24 protein-coding genes and 2 tRNA genes are annotated in these 24,517 nt (G+C 34.3%); 10 read left to right on the forward strand and 16 right to left on the reverse strand.

Annotated features, from left to right (window positions below; genetic code table 11):
• Nucleotides 1–72: 72 nt before the first annotated feature.
• The 5 genes from HNP90_RS05920 to HNP90_RS05940 form a co-directional block, all read right to left on the reverse strand.
• Nucleotides 73–1,557 carry an acetyl-CoA carboxylase biotin carboxylase subunit gene (locus HNP90_RS05920; protein ID WP_012067872.1) on the reverse strand — a complete coding sequence of 495 codons (1,485 nt, stop codon included), beginning with the start codon at nt 1,555–1,557 and terminating at the stop codon, nt 73–75.
• A gap of 45 nt (nt 1,558–1,602) precedes the next feature.
• A complete protein-coding gene (gene oadA / locus HNP90_RS05925) occupies nt 1,603–3,312 on the reverse strand; it encodes a sodium-extruding oxaloacetate decarboxylase subunit alpha (RefSeq protein ID WP_012067871.1) in 1,710 nt (569 codons plus the stop codon).
• A gap of 210 nt (nt 3,313–3,522) precedes the next feature.
• A tRNA-Glu gene (locus tag HNP90_RS05930) sits at nt 3,523–3,597 on the reverse strand.
• Between the two features lie 27 nt (nt 3,598–3,624).
• Nucleotides 3,625–3,702: transfer RNA gene (locus tag HNP90_RS05935), tRNA-Arg, on the reverse strand.
• Nucleotides 3,703–3,819: 117 nt separating this feature from the next.
• Nucleotides 3,820–4,335: an NUDIX domain-containing protein gene (locus tag HNP90_RS05940; protein ID WP_012067870.1), complete on the reverse strand. Its 516-nt coding sequence runs from the start codon at nt 4,333–4,335 to the stop codon at nt 3,820–3,822.
• 119 nt (nt 4,336–4,454) lie between these two features.
• On the opposite strand from HNP90_RS05940, the gene cobT reads away from it, so the two are divergent.
• The 3 genes from cobT to hjc are packed head-to-tail and all read left to right on the forward strand — an operon-like array spanning nt 4,455 to nt 6,406.
• A complete protein-coding gene (gene cobT / locus HNP90_RS05945; protein ID WP_048060453.1) occupies nt 4,455–5,507 on the forward strand; it encodes a nicotinate mononucleotide-dependent phosphoribosyltransferase CobT in 1,053 nt (350 codons plus the stop codon).
• Between the two features lie 29 nt (nt 5,508–5,536).
• Nucleotides 5,537–5,983, forward strand: a complete 447-nt coding sequence (locus HNP90_RS05950) for a methanogenesis marker 6 protein (RefSeq protein ID WP_012067868.1) — start codon at nt 5,537–5,539, stop codon at nt 5,981–5,983.
• A gap of 15 nt (nt 5,984–5,998) precedes the next feature.
• Nucleotides 5,999–6,406 carry a Holliday junction resolvase Hjc gene (hjc, locus tag HNP90_RS05955; RefSeq protein WP_012067867.1) on the forward strand — a complete coding sequence of 136 codons (408 nt, stop codon included), beginning with the start codon at nt 5,999–6,001 and terminating at the stop codon, nt 6,404–6,406.
• A gap of 46 nt (nt 6,407–6,452) precedes the next feature.
• On the opposite strand, the gene HNP90_RS05960 is transcribed toward hjc, so the two are convergent.
• The 3 genes from HNP90_RS05960 to HNP90_RS05970 form a co-directional block, all read right to left on the reverse strand.
• Nucleotides 6,453–6,866: a hypothetical protein gene (locus HNP90_RS05960; protein ID WP_012067866.1), complete on the reverse strand. Its 414-nt coding sequence runs from the start codon at nt 6,864–6,866 to the stop codon at nt 6,453–6,455.
• Between the two features lie 71 nt (nt 6,867–6,937).
• Entirely contained in the window at nt 6,938–7,642 is a 705-nt protein-coding gene (locus HNP90_RS05965; RefSeq protein ID WP_012067865.1) for a TrmJ/YjtD family RNA methyltransferase, read from the reverse strand.
• A 177-nt stretch (nt 7,643–7,819) separates the two neighbouring features.
• Complete coding sequence (locus tag HNP90_RS05970) at nt 7,820–8,533, reverse strand: TIGR00297 family protein (protein WP_012067864.1); 714 nt, start codon at nt 8,531–8,533, stop codon at nt 7,820–7,822.
• Nucleotides 8,534–8,972: 439 nt separating this feature from the next.
• Between HNP90_RS05970 and HNP90_RS05975 the strand changes: the two genes are divergently transcribed.
• Nucleotides 8,973–9,365 (forward strand): HIT family protein, encoded by a 393-nt coding sequence (locus HNP90_RS05975; RefSeq protein ID WP_012067863.1) that lies wholly within the window; start codon nt 8,973–8,975, stop codon nt 9,363–9,365.
• Nucleotides 9,366–9,405: 40 nt separating this feature from the next.
• On the opposite strand, the gene HNP90_RS05980 is transcribed toward HNP90_RS05975, so the two are convergent.
• The 5 genes from HNP90_RS05980 to metG all read right to left on the reverse strand — a co-directional run bounded on the left by HNP90_RS05980 (nt 9,406) and on the right by metG (nt 14,904).
• Complete coding sequence (locus HNP90_RS05980; protein WP_048060507.1) at nt 9,406–10,038, reverse strand: cobalt-precorrin-8 methylmutase; 633 nt, start codon at nt 10,036–10,038, stop codon at nt 9,406–9,408.
• Nucleotides 10,039–10,052: 14 nt separating this feature from the next.
• Nucleotides 10,053–10,343: a DUF2097 domain-containing protein gene (locus HNP90_RS05985; protein WP_012067861.1), complete on the reverse strand. Its 291-nt coding sequence runs from the start codon at nt 10,341–10,343 to the stop codon at nt 10,053–10,055.
• Nucleotides 10,344–10,359: 16 nt separating this feature from the next.
• Nucleotides 10,360–11,166: a DUF63 family protein gene (locus HNP90_RS05990; RefSeq protein WP_012067860.1), complete on the reverse strand. Its 807-nt coding sequence runs from the start codon at nt 11,164–11,166 to the stop codon at nt 10,360–10,362.
• 93 nt (nt 11,167–11,259) lie between these two features.
• A complete protein-coding gene (locus HNP90_RS05995; RefSeq protein ID WP_012067859.1) occupies nt 11,260–12,777 on the reverse strand; it encodes an AMP phosphorylase in 1,518 nt (505 codons plus the stop codon).
• Between the two features lie 135 nt (nt 12,778–12,912).
• Complete coding sequence (gene metG, locus HNP90_RS06000) at nt 12,913–14,904, reverse strand: methionine--tRNA ligase (RefSeq protein ID WP_012067858.1); 1,992 nt, start codon at nt 14,902–14,904, stop codon at nt 12,913–12,915.
• 207 nt (nt 14,905–15,111) lie between these two features.
• On the opposite strand from metG, the gene HNP90_RS06005 reads away from it, so the two are divergent.
• The 3 genes from HNP90_RS06005 to trm5b all read left to right on the forward strand — a co-directional run bounded on the left by HNP90_RS06005 (nt 15,112) and on the right by trm5b (nt 17,646).
• On the forward strand, nt 15,112–16,134 hold the full coding sequence (locus HNP90_RS06005; RefSeq protein WP_012067857.1) for a type II glyceraldehyde-3-phosphate dehydrogenase: 1,023 nt from the start codon (nt 15,112–15,114) through the stop codon (nt 16,132–16,134).
• A gap of 69 nt (nt 16,135–16,203) precedes the next feature.
• On the forward strand, nt 16,204–16,584 hold the full coding sequence (locus tag HNP90_RS06010) for a hypothetical protein (protein ID WP_012067856.1): 381 nt from the start codon (nt 16,204–16,206) through the stop codon (nt 16,582–16,584).
• Nucleotides 16,585–16,617: 33 nt separating this feature from the next.
• Nucleotides 16,618–17,646 carry a tRNA (guanine(37)-N1)-methyltransferase Trm5b gene (trm5b, locus tag HNP90_RS06015; RefSeq protein WP_012067855.1) on the forward strand — a complete coding sequence of 343 codons (1,029 nt, stop codon included), beginning with the start codon at nt 16,618–16,620 and terminating at the stop codon, nt 17,644–17,646.
• Between the two features lie 17 nt (nt 17,647–17,663).
• On the opposite strand, the gene HNP90_RS06020 is transcribed toward trm5b, so the two are convergent.
• Both HNP90_RS06020 and HNP90_RS06025 read right to left on the reverse strand, forming a co-directional pair.
• Nucleotides 17,664–19,112, reverse strand: a complete 1,449-nt coding sequence (locus HNP90_RS06020) for a replication factor C large subunit (RefSeq protein ID WP_012067854.1) — start codon at nt 19,110–19,112, stop codon at nt 17,664–17,666.
• The gene (locus HNP90_RS06025) at nt 19,113–19,658 is read right to left on the reverse strand and encodes a DUF447 domain-containing protein (protein WP_012067853.1); all 546 of its coding nucleotides are present in this window, start codon (nt 19,656–19,658) and stop codon (nt 19,113–19,115) included. It abuts the gene before it with no gap.
• Between the two features lie 119 nt (nt 19,659–19,777).
• Here HNP90_RS06025 and HNP90_RS06030 point away from each other — a divergent pair, with 119 nt between their 5' ends.
• The 3 genes from HNP90_RS06030 to ilvD all read left to right on the forward strand — a co-directional run bounded on the left by HNP90_RS06030 (nt 19,778) and on the right by ilvD (nt 23,067).
• Nucleotides 19,778–20,629 (forward strand): shikimate kinase, encoded by an 852-nt coding sequence (locus tag HNP90_RS06030; protein ID WP_012067852.1) that lies wholly within the window; start codon nt 19,778–19,780, stop codon nt 20,627–20,629.
• Nucleotides 20,630–20,649: 20 nt separating this feature from the next.
• Nucleotides 20,650–21,336 carry a precorrin-2 C(20)-methyltransferase gene (gene cobI / locus HNP90_RS06035; RefSeq protein WP_012067851.1) on the forward strand — a complete coding sequence of 229 codons (687 nt, stop codon included), beginning with the start codon at nt 20,650–20,652 and terminating at the stop codon, nt 21,334–21,336.
• Nucleotides 21,337–21,414: 78 nt separating this feature from the next.
• A complete protein-coding gene (gene ilvD, locus HNP90_RS06040) occupies nt 21,415–23,067 on the forward strand; it encodes a dihydroxy-acid dehydratase (protein ID WP_012067850.1) in 1,653 nt (550 codons plus the stop codon).
• A 74-nt stretch (nt 23,068–23,141) separates the two neighbouring features.
• Here the strand turns inward: ilvD and fbp are convergent, their stop codons facing one another.
• A complete protein-coding gene (fbp, locus tag HNP90_RS06045; RefSeq protein ID WP_012067849.1) occupies nt 23,142–24,293 on the reverse strand; it encodes a fructose-1,6-bisphosphate aldolase/phosphatase in 1,152 nt (383 codons plus the stop codon).
• Nucleotides 24,294–24,517: the final 224 nt, after the last annotated feature.

The following is a 24,517-nucleotide window of genomic DNA, read 5'->3' on the forward strand; positions in this document are numbered from 1 at the left end:
TAAGTTTACATGGATGATTTAATCATTTCGATTATATTGCTCTCTTCCACGTATTTTTTATCCCAGTTACACTCATTTTTTATTCGAAAGGCTCGTTACATAGGCATTTAATCCGCCTGCAATTGCAATAACCTTTTTATTACCGTGGAATACTTTATCGCTAAAGATTTTTTCTCTATCTTTTGCTTCCACAGCATAATTTACCATTGGTTTTCTAAATGAGCATAAATTATCTTCAACGTAGTGTGTTGAAAGGTTTCCTTTGATAAAATTATCTTCTTCGATAACTGCCCTGTGGAAAGGTATATTTGTAATTATTCCAAGAACCACATATTCAGAAAGCGCTCTTTTCATTCTTTCGATTGCTTCTTTCCTTGTAAGACCATATGTAATTATTTTTGCAACCATTGAATCGTAGTAAGGTGGAATTTCAGCTCCTCCAAATACGCCACTATCAAGCCTTACACCGGGGCCCCCGGGGGATCGGTAATATTTTATTTTTCCAGGAGATGGAACAAAATCATTTATTGCATCTTCTGCATTTATTCTGCATTCTATTGCATGGCCCCTGAATGTAATTTCATCCTGAGTGTATGCTAATTTTTCCCCTGCTGCAATTTTTATCTGTTCTTTTACGATATCAACACCAGTAACTACCTCAGTTATCGGGTGTTCTACCTGAACTCTAGTATTCATCTCGAGGAAATAAAATTCGCCATTACTGTATAAAAATTCAACTGTACCTACGCTGTGGTAATTTATGGCTTTAGCAGCTTTTACAGCAGCATTTCCCATCCTTTCCCTTAACTCTTCAGTCATTATTGGAGAAGGGGATTCTTCAATTAATTTCTGGTGCCTTCTTTGAATAGAACATTCTCTATCCCCAAGGTGAATTACGTTTCCAAATTTATCCGCGACAATCTGTATTTCAATGTGTCTTGGTTTTTCAAGGTATTTTTCAATAAATACCGTTGAATCCCCAAAAGCACTCTGTGCAATGGATTTTGTAGATTGTATCGTATCAACAAGTTCTTCTTTATTGTAAACCACGTTCATTCCGATACCGCCACCGCCTGCAGATGCCTTGATAATTACCGGGTAGCCAATTTCATCTGCAACTTCGATTGCTTCGTCTTCACTTTCGATAGGTTCTTCTCTTCCAGGAAGTACTGGAACTCCTGCTATTTTCATTGCTTTCTTAGCATTGATTTTACTGCCCATAACATCGATTGCGTTTGTTGGTGGGCCGATAAATTCAATACCTCTTTTATTACATTCTTCTGCAAATTTTACGTTTTCGGATAAAAAACCATATCCTGGGTGAACTGCATCAACGCCTGCTTTTTCAGCCACTTTTAAAATTCTTTCCATATTAAGGTAGCTTTTTGATGCAGGGGGCTCCCCTATCGGGTAACATTCATCTGCAATATTCCTATAAAGTGAGTGCTCGTCAGCTTCAGAAAAAACTGCAACAGTCTTTATTCCGAGTTCCTTACATGCTCGAATTACCCTGACTGCAATTTCTCCCCTATTGGCTATCAATACTTTTTTAAACATAATATTACCTTCTGGAATTGCTGTATTATTAATTAAATGCTTAATTTATTTTATAATCATCAATATGTCGCCCACGTTTACAGATTGACCTTCTTTAACGATTATTTTTTCAACAGTTCCACTTACAGGACATTCCACAGGGTTTTCCATTTTCATAGCTTCTAAAACTAATATCTGGTCGCCCTGTTTAATTTCTGCGCCCTGTTTAACTTTTACTTTTGTAACAATTCCCCTAAATGGCGAAGTTACTGCACCTTCTGTTTCTGCAGTTATTATTTCTTTTTTCGCTTCTTTTTTAATTCCCGAACTGTATACTGGTTCCACTTTTACGTTGAAAGAATCTCCGTCAACTTCAATAATGTACTCGTTTGGAATCTCCATGAATTTTGAAACGTCCTTTTCCTGAGGTATTGCTTCTGCTTTTGCCTCGCCTCTCAAAAATTTAACTGCAACTTGAGGATATAAAGCGTAAGTTAAAATATCTTCTTCTTTTGAAACGATTCCTTTTTCAAAAGCTTCTTTTTCTCTTAATTCATATTCTGGTTCAAGTAAATCTGCAGGTCTGCATGTAATTTGCTTTTCACCATCCTGAAGCGCCCTTTTAACGAGATCCTTACTGATTGGTGCAGGTGATTTTCCGTAATATCCTTTTAAGTAGTTAGATACTTCGTTTGTGATAATTTTGTACCTTTCATCAGTTAAAACGTTCATTACTGCCTGTGTTCCAACAATCTGGGAAGTAGGTGTTACTAATGGAGGGTATCCAAGATCTTTTCTCACATTTGGAATTTCATCTAAAACTTCTTCGAATTTATCGAGTGCGCCTTGTTCCTTTAATTGAGATACGAGGTTTGAAAGCATTCCTCCTGGAACTTGGTATCTTAAAATTCTAGCATCGACTCTTTCCGAAATTGAATTTATCAAATATTTGTATTTATTTCTAATTTCGTCAATATAGTTCCTAATTTCCATTAACAATACAAGATCTAAATTTGTATCGTATTTTGTACCTTTTAAGGCAGCCACAATGCTTTCTACAGGAGGCTGGGATGTTCCCATTGAAAGAGGTGACATTGCACAGTTTAACACATCAATTCCTGCCTCTACAGCTGTCATGTATGTCAAAGGAGCAATTCCTGCAGTACAGTGGCTGTGTAAATCTATTGGAATTGATATTTCTTCTTTTAATCTACCTATGAGTTCTTTAGCATCAAATGGCCTTAAAAGTCCTGCCATATCTTTGATGCATAATGAATCGCAACCCAAATCTTCAAACTGTTTTGCAAGATCTATAAATTGTTCTGTTGTGTGAACTGGGCTTGTGGTGTAAGAAATAGCACCCTGAACCTCAGCACCGTATTTTTTAACTGATTTTATTGAAAATTCAACGTTTCTAACGTCATTTAAAGCATCGAATATTCTTACGATATCAATACCATTTTCCACAGATTTTTGGATAAACTTATCAACAACGTCATCAGGGTAATGCCTGTATCCGACCAAGTTTTGGCCACGTAAAAGCATCTGTAAGGGCGTGTTTTGAATTTTTTTCTTTATTTCCCTTAATCTTTCCCATGGATCCTCGTTTAAATACCTAATACATGAATCAAAAGTAGCACCGCCCCATACTTCCATTGAATAAAATCCTACTTCGTCCATTTTCTCTGCAATGGGTAGCATATCTTCCGTTCTTAACCTTGTTGCCATTAAAGACTGATGAGCGTCTCTGAAGGTGGTATCGGTTATTTTCACCATGGTTATCCCTCGCCTAATAACATACTATATAAAAAAGACAGAAACTAGTTTCCTCTTGTTTTGATTAGATTCTCATTTGGTTATATTAAATTAGATATTTATATGTTTTTAAGGAAATTATCGAAAAAATATACATTTTTTGACGAAAAGTAGATATTTATTATTTATTAATTCAAATATACCAATTAATTTAACCAATATTAAAAAAAGTGCTCCAGCCGGGATTTGAACCCGAGTCCCGGCCTCGAAAGGGCCGGATGATTGGCCGGACTACACCACTGGAGCTTGTTTATATTTCTTGAATAGTAATAATGGCGGACCCGGAGGGATTCGAACCCCCGATCCCCGGCTTAGAAGGCCGGTGCCGTATCCAGACTAGGCCACGGGCCCCCGTCTCCATTTAGTGTTTCAAGAGCATAGTATAGGAAGGGTATTCTAGTATATAAATGTTTCGTCCAGATATACATTTGTAGATTTAGATACTCATTAGAACTGAATAATTTTGATTTAATCGGTTAAATAATGAATAGAATCATTTACTAATTTTTTATGATCGAATGCAAGTTCCATTTTCATTAATTCATCTAAACTAAATACTTCAGCATCTTTTGCATCATCACCACTTTTTAAAATTCCATTTCCATCTGCCAAAAATGCAACAGTTACAGTATGCCCCCTAGAATCCCTGTTTGGATCACTGTAAACTCCAATAAGCTTTAAATTATCAATTTCAAGACCTGTTTCTTCCTTAGCTTCTCTTTTTGCCGCTTCTTCGACTCTTTCACCATATTCTATAAAACCGCCAGGAATTGCCCAATAATCCTTGTAAGGGTCGTTTTTTCGTTTTATGAGAACGATTCCAGAGTTATATTTTATCAAAATATCTGCAGTTAGATTTATGCATCGATAAGGTTCTACAATAACTTTTTTGGGATACTTTTCGTCTAAAAACTTAGGAATTTCGCGTAATACTTCTTTTTCTATCGATTCGTCTTTTATTTTTAATAATAAATTATATTCCATAAAATCACCGTGCTATTATTTTCTAAAAACTCCCATAATAAACTAACACAAAAAGAAAAATAGAAAACAAAGTAAAGTATGAGATGCTAGATATATTCAGAAAATTAAAAGGAGAAATCATGCCAATTATTTCAATTAACGAAAACGGATTTTTAGATAAACTTAAAGGAACCAAAGGATTATTTTCATGCGTTATATCTTCAATTGAAACTACAAAATACGTTGGAATTTCGGGAGTCAATAAACGGGTCATAGATTACACCCCTGCAGCAGATATGGAGCTTGTAACGATTGGGGAAAGTTTATCCTTAAATCACCCACCAATAGATGCAACAGGATGCCCAAGCCCCGCAACAATTGCAAGAGCAGCAGTTGATCTTTTAAAAATTCCTGTAATGACTATAGATGCAGGAAGCTATGTAAAACCAAAAATTCCATACATTTCAGTAGACCAAAGGCCAACCGGAGACATACGAAAAGGTCTTGGAATGGATAATTCGAAAGAATTAGTTAATATGGGAAAAATAATTGGAAATAACAGTATTTACGATAGTTTAGTAATTGGTGAAAGCGTTCCTGGTGGAACTACAACTGCACTTGGTGTTCTTTTAGGTTTGGGATACGATGCACGAGATAAAATAAGCTCAGGTTCAGTCGAAAACCCGAAAGACTTGAAATTAAGTGTTGTCGAAAGTGGACTTGAAACCTGTAAATCAAAAGATGTTTTTGATGTTTTAAATGCAGTTGGGGACAAAATGATGCCTGTTGTAGCAGGTATGACAATTTCTGCTGTTTCAAAAGGTAAACCTGTTTTGCTTGCAGGAGGAACCCAGATGGCATCTGTTTTAGCAGCCATTAAAGAAATTAGTCCTGAAACACTGAAAAGTGGACTTTTAGGAATAAGTACCACCGAATTTGTATTAAATGATAAAAATGCAGATTTAAAAGATATCATGGAACAAATTGGAGACGTTCCGCTATTTGCATCCAAATTTGGATATGAAAACTCAAAAATTGAGGGTTTAAAAGCTTACTGCAGCGGTTCAGTTAAAGAAGGTGTTGGTGCAGGTGGAATTGCGACATACTGCTACTCAAATGGTTTAAACCCTGAAAACATAAGATATTATGTAGAAAAAAATTATGAAATATGGTATTCAAAATTTATCCAATAATTTCAGATTTAAGAAGTATGGTGTTAATCATGAAATCTAAAGTCATAGTTCTTGCAGAAGATTCTAAAACATCGCCATCAAGGCTTTTTAGGTATTTAAATTCACTTGAATATGATATAAATGTAAAAGAAACTTGTTTTGGTGCATATATCGAAGGCGAAGATAGCGTTGTCGATGAGGTAGTTAAGCTCGTTAGGGATCTTGAAAAAAATAAGATTTTTTGTAAAGACAGGGGATTTCCGATATGGGATCAGAGAAGATGTAGGGCATTTAGAAAAGGCGGTCCAAGGGAAGGATTCCACCAGCTTGAAGCAGAACAGAAAATACTTGATAGGATTTCGAGGGCCCTTGATGCAGTAGAAAACGATGAAATTAGTGAAGACAAACTTGAAGAAAAATTCGTAAGATTACAACCTAAAAAACTCAAAGTAGATGCGTTTGAAAAAATTGCAAATGAAGTTTTAAAGGAAAATTAATTAGTTTGGGAAATTATGGCGTATAAATATCAAAAAGGATCAACTTTTGAGCGAGAACTAAAGAAAAAACTTGAAAATCAGGGATTTGCAGTTATTAGGAGTGCTGGAAGCCATGGTGTAGATTTAGTTGCAGGAAAAAAGGGAAAAAAACCAATTGTAATTGAGTGCAAATCCACATCAAAAGATAAATATTACATTCCAAACGAAGATGTGGAAAAACTCCTTGAATTTTCAGAAACTTTTGATGGGATTCCATTTATCGCACTAAAAATCAACAGAAAATGTTTATTTATAAATCCGCACCTTTTAACATCAGCGGGTAAAAATTACGCACTTGATTACGAAAAATTATGCCCTATCGCACTCGATATCAAAGATATTGCAGAAGATAGTATTCAAAAAAAGTTAGACTCTGAAATTTAAGTTATTATTGCTATTTTATCATTTTTTAAATTTAACTAAACCCGAATCATTCCATAGTATTTATCAACATTTTTGTTATTGAAATGCTGAGATATGCTGCTCTTTTTGGTTTAATTATTATTGAAGAATGCTCTTCTTCTTTGTGAATCCCAATCAATATCGAAGCGGTTCTTTTTTCGTCTGCTGGAAGTATCGCAATTGATACTCTGCTTTCATTTGCAAAACAGGTTCCAACATCTTGAATTTTTTGAAGTTTTATACCTTCTTTTTTGAATTTACGGTTTATTTCTTCAGCAGAAACCACTCCCTGATTTAAAAGTGTTACAAACAGTGCAGATGTTTCTAAATCCATTGAAACATTATCTAACAGATTTTCTTCCTCATCAACCAATTTAAAAATAATTTCGTTGTTTTCGTAAGCCAAAACCAAAGACTTTCCCTGTGCACCAGATATACTCATTCCCCTCACCTTTTCCGCCATACTATAGATACTATTTATTATCATTTGCAATATTTAAAAAACTTTCCATATTATTTCGGATATTTATCTTTAAAAACACCTATCAACGAATTTGCTTCTTTTCCGGAAATAAACGCCCTACCGACAATTCTTTTAAAAATCGTCTTGCAAATGTCTTTTCTATATTCGGGTACATCTTTTGAACGGTCTACAAATTCGTTAAAAAATCTAAGAAGAGCATTTTTTTCGTCAATTGATGCGTTTTTCATATTTAAATCGTAAGGACTGTCTTCTGAAAGTGATTCAAAGTATATTTCATAAAGCAACACTGAAACAGCGTGAGAAAGATTCATTATCGGATATTTGTTTGATGTTGGAACTGAAACCAAGATATCGCAGAGTTCAACGTCTTCGTTTTTTAATCCATCGTCTTCCCGTCCAAAAACGATTCCCAAACTACCATTAAGTTCTACGTGTTTTTTTGCAAGTTCCCTTGGAGTAATTGGAACCCGATTTACATTTCTATCTCCACAAACCGCCCCTGTTGTTGCAACTGTAAAATCAATATCAAAAATTGCATCTTCGAGCGTTGAATAAAATTTAGTATTGTTAAGTATATTTTTAGCATGAACTGCCCGAATATATGCCTCTTCATCTAAAATTTCAGAATTTCCAACTATCCTTAATTCTTCGACATCAAAATTCATCATGTTTCTTGCAATGGCCCCTAAATTTCCCCCGTATTTAGGATTAACTAGTATAACTACAGTTTTCACATTATCACAAACTTTTTGGTTAACTTCCTATTTCGATTTTCTCTTATAATTCTTATGCATTCTGACTAAATATCAGTTATTGCTAAAAATTTTAAAATTAAAAATTTAAAAATAGATTTTGATTTAACACTTCACCCGAAAAACAGAACAACAAATGCGAAAAAAATAATTTTAAATTTAAAGTATAAGCTGGTAAAATAAAACTGCAAAAGCTCCACCGCTGAGCGTTGCCATAAAATTAACGTGTTCATTGTTCATTAATCCTTTTCTCTCGAAAACAGCCCCGAGTAAACTATCTGCAAAGTTTCCAATCATTCCCGAAATTGTTGCAGTCCAAAATATTGCAGTATCGTTAAAAAGAGCGTATGCGAGTATTCCTATCAAAAAAGATCCGAGTAACCCTGCAAAAGTTCCACAAACTGTTATTGCACCATCGGTTCCTGTTTTTGCAGTTTTAAAATTTGTTATAAGTCTTGGAGTTTCCCTTGAAAGCATTCCAAGTTCTGATGAAAAAGTATCAGAATTTGCAGCTGCAATAGCCCCAATATATCCAACAAGAGCCATTTCTTCAGTAATTATGCCTATAGAATAAGCTAAAACAAATAACACTGCCATTAAACCATTTGCAAGCACGTTTTTTAACGACCTTCTTGATTCCGCCATTTTTATTGTCTTTTTAAAACCATAACCCATTTTACTTACGAGGCTTCCAAGGACTAAAAACGTGATAAGAAGCAATAACCACTTTAAATCTGCTAAAAATAATATCGTAAATGCCATTATCGAAGATCCAACTATCCCTAATTTATCGAGATACTTCTTTTTATGAATTAGTGCTGCGAGTATCAACGTAATAGATGCCGAGTAAATTATCTTCAATAACATGTCCATTAAATTCACCATATATGCATAACTACAAAAGATTATTAAATCTTACGGTATCCATCGTAACATGTAAATTAATTATTATTTTTAAAATAACAGAAAAACTAGCTAATTTTGAGTATTAGCCTCTTTTTCTTTAAAATCCTTAATTGTCGCATGAATATTATTAATATTAAATAATCATTCAAAGTTTCTTATAACATTCTCAAATAAATCATTCAATAACTACTCAAAGATTTCAAATCCCGTAATTTCACAAAATAATTATGTGTAACTCAATATATAAATTATTACGATATATCAGTCCTTAAAAATTAGTAACAACTGTTTTTAAAATTTTTTGAATAGTTAGATTGATAAATTTTTAGGCATTTTAAAAATATCATTTTTATATACCATTTAAACCATATCGGTTATTCGAAATAAAATTAAGGTGATTTTAATCATGTGTATTTTTTGCGATATTGTTAAAGGAGATATTCCTGCAAGAATAATTTACGAAGACGACAAGTTTATGGCATTTATGGATGCATTTCCAAGAGCAGTTGGCCACACACTGATAATTCCAAAAGAGCACTTTGAAACGTTTGATGAATTACCACAAGAACTCGCATGCGAAATGATGGCAGTTATTCACAAAATTGTAAAAAAACTCGAAAAACTAGAAATGGACGGATACAACCTTTTAAATAACAACAAACAGGTTTCAGGCCAGGAAGTTCCGCACGTTCATTTCCACATTATTCCACGATACGAAAATGAAGGATATCCTGTTTACGTTTTAAAAGATCCAGTAAACGTTGATCTTGATTCAATTTACGACAAAATAATGGAATAATAGAATATTTAAAAATAAAACTCAAATAAAAAAGTAAATTTTAAATTCTTTCGTTTTTGCTCAATGCGATAATTCCGTTAATAACTGAAACTGCAACAGGAGTTCCTCCTTTTGGACCAGTAGTGGAAATTGATGGAATATTTGTAGTTCTTAATAATTCTTTTGATTCTGCTGCTTTTACAAAACCAACCGGGGCTCCGACAACTAATTTTGGGGTTATTCCTTCTTCCTTATTCAATCTTATAACTTCAAGAAGTGCAGTAGGTGCATTTCCAATAACCACAATTCCTCCATCTATTAATCCTTTTGAAGCTCGAATTGAGGCTACTGCTCTAGTAATCTGCTCTTTTTTTGCGAGTTCATAAACTTCTTTTTCAGAAATTGTACACAATATGTCATTATATCGTATTCCTGCTTTTACCATTGAAATATCTGCAATTATTGGTTTTTTATCACCTAATGCAGTAAGTCCACTTTCGATTGGATTATTATCAAATTTAACGAGTTTTGAATATTCGGGGTCTGCAGTTGCATGAACTACCCTTTCAATTATTCCCATTTCTTCATCAGAATATAATACAACATTTTTTCCCAGAACTTCACTTATTTTTGTTTTCACAATTTCTCTAGATCGATCTGCAATGTCTTTTCCATCTTTGGTTACTGCACCCATGAACATCTTACCACCTAAAGAACTGCCAGTATGATTTTTTTGTCACTGTCTTCTGGAATGTGTGCTACTTCCAAAACATCCCTTGAAATATTTTCTATGTCGAACTCCATGAGTCCAAATGTTTTATTATCCGTATCTACTCGATAATGAGTCCCCTCTTTTGAATCGATGGTTCCTTCAACATGGCATCTTCCAAAGTAAACTTCAATGTAGTCTCCTTCATCTACTTCGTTATCCATGTACTCGATCATCTTTTCTTCCGTAACTTCAATCCTGATCTCTTCAGTGTATTCTGGTTCACTCATTATTTTCACCTAAATATTAAACTCCCATAACTGTCCTGAACAAGTTTCTAAGACCCGGCGCAAGTCCGAGAGCCATTACTGTTATTTTTAAAATATTCCTTAAATTATCATCTTTAACTTCTTTGTTAAATATATCTAAAACCAAGAGTACTACAAGCATTTTTAATGGTATTATACTGTATGGGCCAAGATAATCCATGAAAAGTCTTGGTACAGGGTGCTGTTCCCAATACCCGAACACACCAATTCCAACAGATGTTGCAGATGCATCTACAAGCTGTGAAAATATCGCATATTTGTCTATTCTCTCAATTTTTACTTTTCTTAGCTTTTCAACAATATATACAAGCGCATAATAGCTTGTAATCAAAATTCCAGAAACGTAAACAAGCGCTTCTGGATGAGTTATTCTACTCGAAAACTCGAAAAGCATGTACAAAATTGGTACAACTGCCATTGCTATTGAAAGTAGATAATACTTCTTTTTTAAAAGAATTCCTGAAATTATTATTGAAAGCATGTAATAAAGACCAATTGTAACAACTATTCCGGGCGTAACAGTATAATAAAGCCTTGGAAATAGTCCTGCATCAACCAGCGCTCTCATTAACGTTATCAAAATCACATAAAATACGGTAACTTCTGCAAATCTGCGGTCGATTGCTATTTTAAGTTTTAAACATACTTGGTAAAAAGTATAAACCATTACAAAGAGTAAAATTCCGTAAGTAATTTCTTGAATTAAATTATAACCCTGTTTGGTATCTATCGGGTAAATATAGTATCTGTAAATAAATTCCCTAATTAAAAGCATCCCATTCATTAAGTCACCGTAAATAAGACTAAATTAATAAACTGTAATCAAAAATAACTATGGATAATTCTATTTAATTCTACCGATATTAAAAAATTAGGTTTAGAATTTGCTTATTCTTTCAATAAGCATTCCTTCTACCTTTACAGGATAAACTCTTCTTGCAAGATTTACTGCTGAAATGAGCCTTTCTTCGGAACCTGAATAGATTGTATACAGCACATCCCCCTGAGTAACTTTGTTTCCAATCTTTGAATTCAATAAAATTCCTGCTTTTTTGTCCCTTGGAGCTCCAGCTTCCTTAACCACGTTTGTAATTGCAGTGTTACTTATATCTGTAATATATCCATCAATTGGAGCAAGAATCTCTTCAACATATTCTCCAAGTTCTATTTCTTCAGGTTTTTTTGGAGTTCCGCCTTGTTCAACTATAATTTGATTGAATTTTTCAAGCGCTTTTCCAGATTCTAAAATTTCCCATGCCAAATTCTGACCCTCCCCAATCTGTGCAGCACCGCCAAGTTCAAGAAGAATTCCTGCAAGAGATAAGGATTTTTCAATTAAACTTTTTGGAGCATTTTTTGGATCCTGAAGTGATTCAATTGCCTCTTTTGCTTCAAGTGCAGGACCGATTGCCCTACCAAGAGGCTGTCCACCATAAGTTAATACACACTCTACTTTAATATTGAGCATTTCTCCAAGTTCAATAAATTTCCTTGCTAATTTTGCCCCTTCGGCTTCATTTTTAATTTTTACGCCTTTTCCAACAGGAATATCAATTACAGTATATTTAATTCCAGTTGCAATCTTTTTTGCCATAACACTTGCAAGAAGTTGAGGTTGTGGATCTATTGAAACAGGCCTTTCCACATTTATGATAATATCATCTGCTGGGGCCAAATTTACGCCTCCACCCCATGCAAGACATCCATTTGTAGTTTTAACTATCCTTTTTATCTCTTCTTCCTTTAATTCAACATTTGTAAGCACTTCCATTACGTCTGCAGTTCCTGCAGGGGATGTTATCGCCCTTGATGATGTTTTTGGAACTGTAATTCCTGCTGCTGCGAGTATCGGAATTGAAAGTAGAGCATATTTGTTTCCAGGAACTCCACCAATGCTGTGGATATCTACAACAAGGCTCTTTTCCCAAGAAATCATATCCCCAGTTTCTGCAATTCTCTTGGTCATTTCGCTTATTTCATCCATATTCATGCCATTAATGTAAGTAGATGAAACAAATGCAGATAATTCAATGTTTGAGAGTTTTTTAGATACGATTTCATCAATTATCGTTCTTATTTCATGAGGATTTAAAACTTGACCATCCATTTTCTTTTTTATAAATGGAATTGATTCGGGTTTTTCTGCGTGTCTTAATTTTACTTCTTCACCTTCTGAAATTGAAATTTCCGAAAGTTCACTTACAAGCATTCCAACTTCGCCTTTTTGAACCATGGTTTTTGTGGAATAAATGTTTCCAATGACAGAACCTGCGTGTGACTCTATCAGTACCCTATCCTGCGGGTAGTACGAAGTTCCTTTTAAGTCCTCTTCGTTGACAATTACCGCACTTTCTCCAAGATCAAGGTCTATAAATTTTGCATTTAAAAATAGCATGATGCCCCTCCCGCAGATTATTATTAAAATTATTAAATTAACTCTAAACAGTTTATATTTAAATTAAAATAAAAACTTTTTTAAAAAATTTTATAAAAAAAGAAATTTAATTAAAAATAATAATTTTAAAGAATATTAATGGATTTTACTTCCAACGGGAAGATCCCTATCAAGTGCCAATAAACTTACAATGCTATCGTCTTCTGCTGCTAAAAGCATTCCTTGGGATTCAACACCACATAATTTTGCAGGTTTTAAGTTGCAGATGATAATAACTTTTTTTCCAACAAGTTCTTCTGCTTCATAAGCTCCTTTCAATCCAGAAACAATTTGTCTCTTTTCATCGCCCAAATCAGCAATGATTTTGTAGAGTTTTTTTGATCTTGGAACTTCTTCAACTTCTAAAATCTGTCCAACCCTTAAATCAACGTTTCCAAAGTAATCAATATCAATAATATCCATTTTTTCACCAGATTTTACTTTTTTAGACTTTTCGTCCGTTTTTGTTTCAGCCTTTTTCGTAGCCGCTAACAAGTTTTCTTTCATTCTCGAAATATCTTCATCGCTTACCTTGGTAAATATAACTTTCGGTTTTTTAAGGGGATTTCCCCTAACTTCTAAATCGAGTTCTTCGTTCATGTATTCAAGAAGAAGAGCCGTTTTTTCAGGCATGAATGAACTTAAAAGGTAAATTATGTATTTTAAAGCAACTGAACACGTATACATTACTTCTTTTAACCTTTCGTCATCTTTAATTGCCCATGGAGCCATTCCTTGGAAATAAGCGTTTCCTTCTTTTGCCAAAAGGATAATCTCCATTAAAGCATCTTTAAAGTTGTATTCTCTAATCAATGAATCAACACGGTTTAAGGTAGACTCACATTTTGAAATCAATTTTTTATCTTCGTCTATTAACTGATTTGAATCCACAATAGGCGTACTTCCAAATTTACGTTCTGTAAATACGAGTGTCCTGTGAGTAAAGTTTCCAATAATATCAATTAATTCAGTATTGATCCTCTTCTGGAAATCGTCCCATGAAAAATCGGTATCTCGATTTAATGGGGCATTTATCATGAAGAAATATCTTAAATAGTCAGAACTGAAGTTTTCAATAAAATCCTTAACCCATACAACCCAGTTTTTACTTGTACTCATTTTTTTGTTTTCAAGAGTTAAGTAACCGCCACTAACAACTGCATTTGGCATTTTGTATCCGCCAATACCTTTTAAAATTCCCGGCCAAAATACTGCGTGGTGTACGGTAATGTCCTTTCCAATAAAGTGAGATATTTTAGAATCACCTGTGTTTTCAAGCCAGTAGTCTTCCCAGATACCTCCAAGCTGTTTTGTAAAAGATACATAGCCGATAGGAGCTTCGATCCAGACGTACATTACCTGATCGTCACATCCTGGAATTGGAACTCCCCATTTTATGTTTCTTGAAACATCCCAGTCGTGAAGCTCTTCGATCCATCTTAAAGCCATGTTTTTTACGTGTTCTGGCATTTCTGGAGAATTTTCAATGTATTCTTTTAAAACATCTTGCATCGCGCTCAATTTAAAGAAATAGTGCGTTGTTCTTTTGATTTCTGGTTTTGAATTACAGTGTATACAATAAGGGTTTACGAGTTCTGTTGGTTCAAGGTGTCTTCCACAAACCTCACAGTGGTCCCCCCTTGCTTCGCCCTCGCAGAACGGACAAATTCCTTCAACGTATCTATCTGCAAGGTACATATCACATTTTTCGCAGTAAAATTGTTCAATTTCCTTTTCGTAAATGTATCCATTTTCTTTTAATTTTGAATAGAATTCCTGAGCTGTTTCGATATGTATGTCGCTATGAGTTCTTCCAAAAGTATCAAAAGAGACATTTAAACTGTCAAGGTCTGCTTTTATTGCATTGTGATATCTATCAACAATATCGATAGGTTTTACACCTTCGCGTTCAGCAGTTAATGTAATTGGAACTCCGTGGTTGTCTGTTCCCCCTACGTGAACGACTTCTTCCCCTTTAAGTCTTAAATACCTTGTATAGATATCTGCAGGGATGTAGGTACTTCTCGCATGCCCAAGATGAAGAGGCCCATTTGTATATGCCAGTGCAGTTGTAACTAAATGCTTCATCTTAATCCTCCAAATAATCGTAAAATTTATTAACATTCGTACAAAATGAATTGTAGACATTTTATTAATAGATATTTATGAAATTCAAAACCGATTTTCAAAAACGATATATAAATTAATATAGATAATATTTATATCTAAGTTCGAACTTTTTAAAAATAGATATTTTCCAAATAGGGGTAAAAATAGGTATAAACTGGTGATTTTATGGTAAATGTATTGATAAACGGTTACGGCTCTATCGGTAAAAGAGTTGCCGATGCAGTAGCTAAACAGGACGACATGAAAGTTATTGGAGTTACAAAAACAAAACCTGACTTTGAAGCACGAATGGCTGTTGAAAAGGGATACAAATTATTTGCAGCAATTCCTGAAAGAAAACATCTCTTTGAAGAAGCAGGCATTCCTGTTGAAGGAACACTCGATGATATCATTGAAGATGCAGATATTGTAGTTGATGGGGCCCCTAAAAAAATTGGAAAAGCAAACCTCGAAAATGTATACAAAAAACACGGCGTAAAAGCAATAATCCAAGGTGGAGAAAAAGCTGGTGACGCACAGGATTCATTTAACTCACTCTGGAGCTACGACAGATGCTACGGAAAAGATTACATCAGATTAGTATCATGCAACACCACGGGACTTTGTAGATCAATGTATGCAATTAATTCGGTTGCGGATATTTTAAAAGCAAGAATAGTTTTAATTAGAAGAGCTGCTGACCCTAACGATGTAAAAACTGGACCCGTAAACGCAATCGTTCCAAATCCCGTAACTGTCCCATCACACCACGGACCGGATGTTGTTTCAGTTATTCCTGAACTCGATGGAAAAATCATGACTTCAGCAGTTATTGTTCCAACAACATTGATGCACATGCACTCAATAATGGTGGAAACTTCTGGAACGAACAGAGACGAAATAATAGATGCACTTGCAAAAACACCAAGAATATTAACCTTAAAAGCTTCAGAAGGATTTGATTCGACTGCAACAATTATTGAATATGCAAGAGACCTTGGAAGAAGCAGATACGACTTAAACGAAATTGCAGTATGGGAAGAAAGCGTAAACGTTGTAGACAATGAAGTTTACATGATGCAAGCAATCCACCAAGAAAGTGACGTTATCCCTGAAAACGTGGACTGTATCAGAGCAATGCTCGAAATGGAAAGCGACAACTTAAAATCAATCGAAAAAACAAATAAAGCAATGGGTTTAATTAAATAACTTATTTAAATCTGCTTTTTTACATATTTTAACACAAATGTTTAAACTTGAATTTACACGTGATATTTTATGAAATACCTAAGAGGGCATTCTTTTGAAGAATTTGTCGAAAAAATAGAGAATTTAGACGCTGAAGAGGATGCGATATATATAAACACAGAACTCTCTAAAAACCTCATAATTGAAATTCTGGAGAGTTGTGAGGTTAAAAAAATTATTTTACCCGAATCTAAATTTAAACGGACTAATAAAAAGGTACTTGGGGCTTTGAAAGAAATTGGAATTGAAGTAAAGTCAATTAAACCAACTACTGGACGTCCGACAAGTAAAAAAGAAATTGTGGAGAAATATATTGAAAAAACTCCAAAAGAAATTTCTGAAATTACACAAATTCCTATAAAAACGGTTGAATATCATTATTACAAAATTAAAAAGGCTATTTCACAGTAAACTCCTGTATCTCGATAAATTAATGGTGAAATATTGATATCCTGCATCAAAGTTAATTCTAAACTGGGCGAAAAAACACGAAAAATCATACTCGACAATGATTTACTCAGCAAAAATTACAAACTAAAAAAAGAAGGGGAGTTTTTATACATCCCCCTAACTTCAAGTAATTTTGATAAACAAATTTTTGAAGATGAAAATATCGACTTTGAAGTTTTAGAACTTGATGAAAATAATATTTCAAAGATAGATGTCGAAAAAAAGACCAGTTTTAAGGATTACCTTTTAAAAAATTTTAAAGATGAAGTCGATGGAAATTTAATAGCCCATGCATACGATATTGTGGGAGATATCGTAATTTTGCAGATCGCAGAAGAAATTGCTCCAGAAATTAGGAAAAAAATTGGAGAAAATGCATTAAAGTTAATTCCATCCGTAAAAGCAGTTTTTAGACGAGAGAGTGATGTTAAAGGAGATTTCAGAGTTAGAGACCTTGAACATCTTGCAGGTGAAGAAAAAACACTTACAACGTACAAAGAAAACGGGTACAGACTTTTAGTCGATGTTTCTAAAGTTTATTTTTCACCGCGGCTTGGATGGGAGAGAAAACGAATAATGGATCTTGTAACATTTGATGACATTGTAGTCGATATGTTTTGCGGAGTTGGGCCATATTCAATTGCATGTAAAAATGCAGAAAAAATCTATTCGATAGATATAAACCCGGATGGAATTGAACTTTTAAAACAGAATATCGTTTTAAATGGCCTTGAAAATAAAATAGTTCCGATTTTAGATGATGTAAGAAATGTAGATGTAAAAGGAACTAGAGTTATAATGAATTTACCAAAATACGCCCACGAATTTGTAAATAAAGCCCTTGAAATCGTTGAAGAAGGCGGAATAATCCATTACTATACCGTAGGTTCGGAATTTATTGAAGGAATTGAACTTTTTAAATCAAAGTGTGAATGTGAAGTTGTTGACAAAAGAATTGTAAAATCGTATTCCCCGAGAGAATATGTCTTTGTAATTGATTTTAAAATACTAAAAAAGAATTAAATTAAAAATAATATATTTTAAAAGAAACTGTCCAATGTTGCCTGTTTTTTTGGATCTTTTTTCTCTTTTTCTTTTTTATCCGTTTTTTCAACAGTTTCTTCGATTACTTCTTTTAAAGGTTCTTTTGGCGGTTCTGAAATTTTTGGTCGCTTTGGAATAATAGGTACTACGTCTTCAGCTTTTTTCTTTTTCTTTGGAGTTTCCTTTTCAACTTTTGGCTTTTTACCGGCAATTACTGAAAATATATTCTTTGCAATTGTTTTGTTGGTTAAAAACTCGATTTCTTCTTTTGTGAGTTCATAATATTCCACAAGTTCTGCAGAAACAGCTTCATTTGATTCGAAAACCACGACCATATAATCTAAAGTATTTCTTGCCCTTTTTGTTGAAGTATGGGTTTTTAAAGCTATTTTTTTCAAAATATCTTTCATCCTCTGCCTGCTACCCTTGGTCCTGCTGAGTTTTGTAAAGATTGCAGGTGGCGCGTACCTAGTAAATCCCCTATACTTTTCCTCTTTTGCAAGGGCAGTTCCTGCGGTCATCAACGCTGAAGCATATCTCCAGAGTCCAAAATACTGCCTTCTAAATACCCTTCCCAAAAATACGTCTGATTTTGAAAGGTAATCATACCCATTTGCAAGATCCTTGTATTTTAAATATTCTTTTGGCAAATTTTCAGAAATCCACTCTTCAATAGTTCCAAGTTCCTCTTTTACATCCCTTGTAGCACTTGTTGCAATGTCATAGTGGGTTGTTTTCATTATTATCCTCATTGCATCAAAAATACTCTTTTCACTATCCCTATCAGGGAGTTCTTTTGCATCTTCAACTTCAATGGACCCGCCTGTTGCAAGGGATTGTAAATCATTTATTGCAGCCCTTAAATCCCCACCCGCATGGCTTGCAATCGTTTTGATCACTTTTTCATCGATTTCAAACCCTTCTTTTAATGCAATTTTCCTTAAAACTGGAGGAATTGAGTTCGTATGTACTGAACCAACATTTATTAAATTTACAGAATTTCTAAGTGTCATCAAAGCAGGCTTGTATACATCGTTTGCAGTTAAAATTACAGGGTTTTCTGCAGTTTTTAAAACTTTTATTATTTCAGCTACCCCTCCCCTATCGTCATTTCCCGAAAGTCCATCAACCTCATCTAAAACTATTAGAGTTCTTTTTCCAGTAAGGGACTTTGAAGTTGCCGCAGTTCCAACAACTTGCGAAATTACATCCTTATTTCGCTTGTCACTCGCATTAAGTTCGATTACGTCAAATGCATAGTCTTTTGCAATTGCATAAGCTAGTGTAGTTTTTCCCGAACCAGGAGGCCCCGCCAAAAGTATTGGTTTTTGCTTTTGACCATTTATGAATGATTCTATCCATTCAATAAGGGATTCTTTGGTTTTATTGTGTCCTGCAACATCATTTAACGATTTTGGCCTGTATTTCTCAACCCATTCTTCCATTTAAACACCTAGCTTTTTTGCAAGTTCAATATAATTAGTGTCGCCGACTTTTTTAATAATTTTCATCAATCTATCAATTTCTTCTTTCATTTTTTCTTTCGAAATCATATCCTTTCTAGAATATAACACTGCCAGTTCTACAATGGCCCCATCTGCACGATTATATGGCGTTGTGTTGTAATTCAGTATTTTTTCAAAAATAGGTTTTCCTTCAACAATCATTAGTTTGGAACTTCCAAATTCATTTTTTGTTTCCACTATTTTTCTATTGTTAATCTCGATTAGTTCTATTTTAAACGAATCTTTTAGATACGGTATTTTTTTGCCGTTTTTTTCCAGATATTCGTAATCCCCTGAATCATCGAGAACCGATTTTGCAATTAAATAAGGACTGCAAATATTTAAAATATAGAAATCATCTTTTTGTAAATTTTCAAAAGTGTGTGAACCTTCATATAAATGCAAGGTTATTAAATCCCCTTTCAAAAAAGCTCCGATTGGTGCCCGATTAGAATTTCCCGAAGTTATAACGACTTCATATTTCATAGATACCCACTGTAATCAATCAACTATACTATTATATCACTACATTGATTTTATATGTTAGTATCGCTTATTAAATTTAAAAGGTTCATTTTACTCATTTAATTCTTTTCGGTGACATTATGCGATGTTCTGCAGTTTCTTTAGGGTCGGGAACCATAATTAATGCAATTGCAACAGGTTTTGGCTCTGCTTTCGGCGTTGATTTAAAAATAAAAGCTGATGTTGAGTTACTTGATAACGGCAAAAAAATTATAAACGGAATTTCGATAGATAACCCAACTTTAAAGCCAAGTCTTGTAGAAAGGTGTGTTAAAAACGTTTTAGATTACTTTGAAGTTGATTACTCTGCAAAAATTTCAACGAGTGGAGATATCCCTGTAAAATCTGGACTTAGTAGCAGTAGCGCAGCTTCTAATGCGGCAGTTTTGGCAACCATTGGTGCTTTGGGTGAAAAGGTCGATTCAGATTTGGTTTTGGATCTTGCAATAAAATCATCTTTTGAAGAAAAGTTAACTGTTACTGGAGCGTATGATGACGCCACTGCATCTTATTTTGGTGGAATTACCGTATGTAATAATATGGAAAGAAAAATACTGAAAAAAGATGAATTTAAGGAAGATATAAAAGTTGTTGTATTAATGCCGGAATTTCAAAAGAATGTTGATGTAAAAAGAATGAAATTGATCAAAGATTACGTTGATATGGCTTTTGAAAAGTGCATGGCCGGAGATTACTATAAAGCATTGTTTTTAAATGGCCTGCTCTACTCATCTGCATTAAATTTCCCCTCAAATATTTCAGTTGATGCTTTAGAAGCGGGTGCAATTACGGCAGGGCTTTCTGGGACAGGTCCTTCATACGTTGCTCTTTGTTATAATGAAAATGAAAAAAACGTTGAAAATGCACTTAAAAAATATGGAAACACAGTAATTACTAAACCATGTATAAATGGAGCTAGAATACTTTACTAAATAATTAACTGGTGAAAATAATGGTCGATAAAATATATGGAATTGGTGTTGGTCCAGGAGATACAGATTTACTAACATTAAAAGCAGTTAAAATACTTCAAAATGCGGATACAGTATTTGTTCCAATTTCAAAGGAAGGAAAAGCTTCTGTTGCATATGATATTATAAAAGATATACTACCGGAAAACAAAAAAGTAGTCGAACTTCTGTTTCCAATGAGTAAAGATGTCGAATTTTTACAAAAACACTGGAATGGTGCTGCAAAACAGGTTATGGAAGAAAATGGAACCGTTGCAGTCGTAACTATTGGGGATGCAACACTTTACAGTACTTTTTCGTATGTCTGGCACATTTTTAAAGAAAATGGAATTGATGTAGAAATTATAAACGGAATTTCCTCACCATTTGCGGGTGCAGGCGTTTTAAATATTCCTTTAGTTGAAGGGGATGAAAAACTAGCAATTTTGCCGCAAGGAAAAGATTTAGAAAGATATTTAGAAGAATTCGATACGTTAATTGTGATGAAAACCAACGATCTAGAAGAAAAATTGAAGAATTTAAAAGATAAAAAGGATAATTATTTAGTTGGTGTTGTAAACCGGGTAACATCCAATACTCAGAAAACTGCGCTTGGAAAAATCGATGAGATTGATTTTGAACCATTTAAAGATTATTTATCATTAGCAATTATTAAAAAATTGAAATAACTTATAATTAATTCATACATCGATACTTTTTTATTCAATTTGTTCAGATATTAGCTTAATCGTTAATGGTGGTAAGATATGATAAGTGATAACGTCAAAAAAGGAGTTATAAGATCTCCAAACCGAGCTCTTTTAAAAGCTTGCGGATATTCAGACGAAGACATGGAAAAACCATTTATTGGTGTTGTAAACAGCTTCACAGAAGTTGTTCCTGGCCACATTCACTTAAAAACATTATCAGAAGCAGTTAAACATGGTGTTTATGCAAACGGCGGAACGCCATTTGAATTTAATACAATTGGAATTTGCGACGGTATTGCAATGGGTCATGAAGGTATGAAATACTCCTTACCTTCAAGAGAAATCATTGCAGATGCTGTTGAATCAATGGCAAGAGCACACGGTTTTGATGGCCTTGTTTTAATTCCTACGTGTGATAAAATCGTTCCTGGAATGATAATGGGTGCTTTAAGATTAAATATTCCATTTATCGTAGTTACTGGGGGACCAATGCTTCCAGGCGAATTCCAAGGTAAAAAATGCGAACTTATTAGTCTTTTTGAAGGGGTTGGTGAGTATCAGGTTGGAAAAATTACTGAAGAAGAATTAAAAAGTATTGAAGAATGTGCGTGCCCGGGTGCTGGAAGCTGTGCAGGGCTTTACACTGCAAACAGTATGGCATGCCTTACAGAAGCTCTCGGACTATCTCTTCCAATGTGTGCAACAATACATGCGGTTGATGCTCAAAAGGTTAGAATCGCTAAAAAAACTGGCTCTAAAATTGTTGACTTGGTAAAAGAAGATGTAAAACCAACAGATATATTGACAAAGGAAGCTTTTGAAAACGCTATTTTAGTTGACCTTGCACTTGGTGGATCGACAAATACAACATTACACATTCCTGCAATTGCAAATGAAATTGAAAATAAATTCATAACTCTCGATGACTTTGATAGATTGAGCAACGAAGTTCCACACATTGCATCAATCAAACCCGGTGGAGAACACTACATGATTGACCTCCATAATGCAGGAGGTATTCCTGCAGTATTAAATGTTTTAAAGGGAAAAATTAGAGATACAAAAACGGTTGACGGAAGAAGTACTTTAGAAATTGCAGAATCTGTCAAATACATAAATTACGACGTTATAAGAAAAGTAGAAGCTCCAGTTCACGAAACTGCCGGTTTGAGAGTTTTAAAAGGAAATCTTGCTCCAAACGGTTGCGTTGTAAAAATCGGTGCAGTAAATCCAAAAATGTACAAACACGATGGACCTGCAAAAGTTTACAATTCAGAAGATGAAGCAATTTCTGCGATACTCGGTGGAAAAATTGTAGAAGGCGACGTTATAGTAATTAGATACGAAGGACCATCAGGTGGCCCGGGAATGAGAGAAATGCTCTCCCCAACTTCAGCAATCTGTGGAATGGGTCTTGATGACAGCGTTGCATTAATTACTGACGGAAGATTCAGTGGGGGAAGCAGAGGTCCATGTATAGGCCACGTTTCTCCAGAAGCTGCTGCTGGCGGAGTAATTGCTGCAATTGAAAACGGAGATATCATCAAAATTGACATGATTGGAAAAGAAATAAATGTTGATTTGGATGAATCAGTAATTAAAGAAAGACTTTCAAAATTGGATGAATTTGAGCCTAAAATCAAAAAAGGCTATTTATCAAGATATTCAAGGCTCGTTTCTTCAGCTGATGAAGGAGCGGTTTTAAAATAACTAAAAAATACTTTTTTTAAATTTTAATTTTTGAATTTTAAAAATGATTAAAAAAATAGTAATTCATGGAAAAATTATTCCATGTCCCCTCTTTCTCTGAGTTCATCAATTTTGCACTCACATGTTTCTTCCATATCAATGAATCTGTCTTTTAACTGTGCTAAAACTTTTGGAACTGATGTGTATTCCATCATTGATTCAGGCAATCTGTGTGGCATGAATGGACCCATTGATCTCATCATTTCAGCCATATCAAGTGCTTTTTCTCTTGCTTTGTCAAATGATTTGTCTGCGAAGAGGTCGTTTGGTCCAACCAATCTTCCGTGTGATAACTGGAATCCTAAAGCCATAACTCTTGCAGGTCCGTCAAATCTTGCAGGCATTGCATCCTCTTCAGCAACAGGCATGATAGGTCCAAAGTGGCATCCTCTCATCCATCCTGCAACGAGGTGTGGGTTTGCAAATCCTTCTAAAACTTCCCCAACTGCAGGGAATCCGCTTTGAGCCCTTACAATTGCTACAGGATCGTCTTTTCCAACGTATTCTCCAGCAATCATGTTTAATTTTTCTGATGAACATACTGCTGCAATTTCGTTGTCTTTTCTTCTGTAAACTCTTTTTACAGCGTATTTTTCAGTGTTTCCGATTAATGCGAGTAATGAATATAATTCTTCTGGAGCATCTAAGAATACTCTTTTATGTGCAAAAACATCTAAAATTTCGTATCTAAATCCTGATGTCATTGAAGGGTCGTATACTAATCCTGCAGTGCTGAATGGGTCTGCAAACATTTTGTAAAATGGTAAGTTGAATGCTGCAGGGTCTGTTTTGTCACAGCAGAATACTACAACTGGTTCACTTGGTCTTTCAACAAATTCCATTTCTGCGCATCCTGGACCGAGTCCTTTAACATTTCCGGAAAACGAGTTTGAAAGTAAGTCTTGACCTGCACCATATAATTTTAACTCTTTTGCAACTTCGGTTGCTTCTTCAAGAGCGGTCCATGCAAGTTTGTGTACTTCTTCGTTGTCAGTTCCTTTTTTGTGGGTCATGATCATATCGATGTCGTCACCACAGTTTGTAACATAATAATCAATTAATGTTTCATCGAGTGCATTTTCTAAAACGTATTCTGCAGCATCCAATAACTCTTCTGGAGCTAATGTGTGTCCACAGAGCCCACCAACGTCTGCCTTAATAACACTTAAAGTTACTTTTTCTTCCATACTTTCCACCTTCATCATGTTTCGGATAATTAAATTAACCTTATTTCTATATTGTCGTTTAGAAAATATTTATGTTTTGTCAATATTTCGAAAAACCGTATTTTCAAAAAAATCTAATACAGATATTGATTTAAGTTTTATATAATTATCTAAAATTGGAAATGTTTGAGAAATAGCAAAATAATAATCATATATTTTAAAATAACTATTTTTTACTTCTTTTT

It is taken from the genome of Methanococcus maripaludis, from assembly GCF_013760955.1.
GTDB lineage: Archaea > AGJL01 > Methanococci > Methanococcales > Methanococcaceae > Methanococcus > Methanococcus maripaludis_A.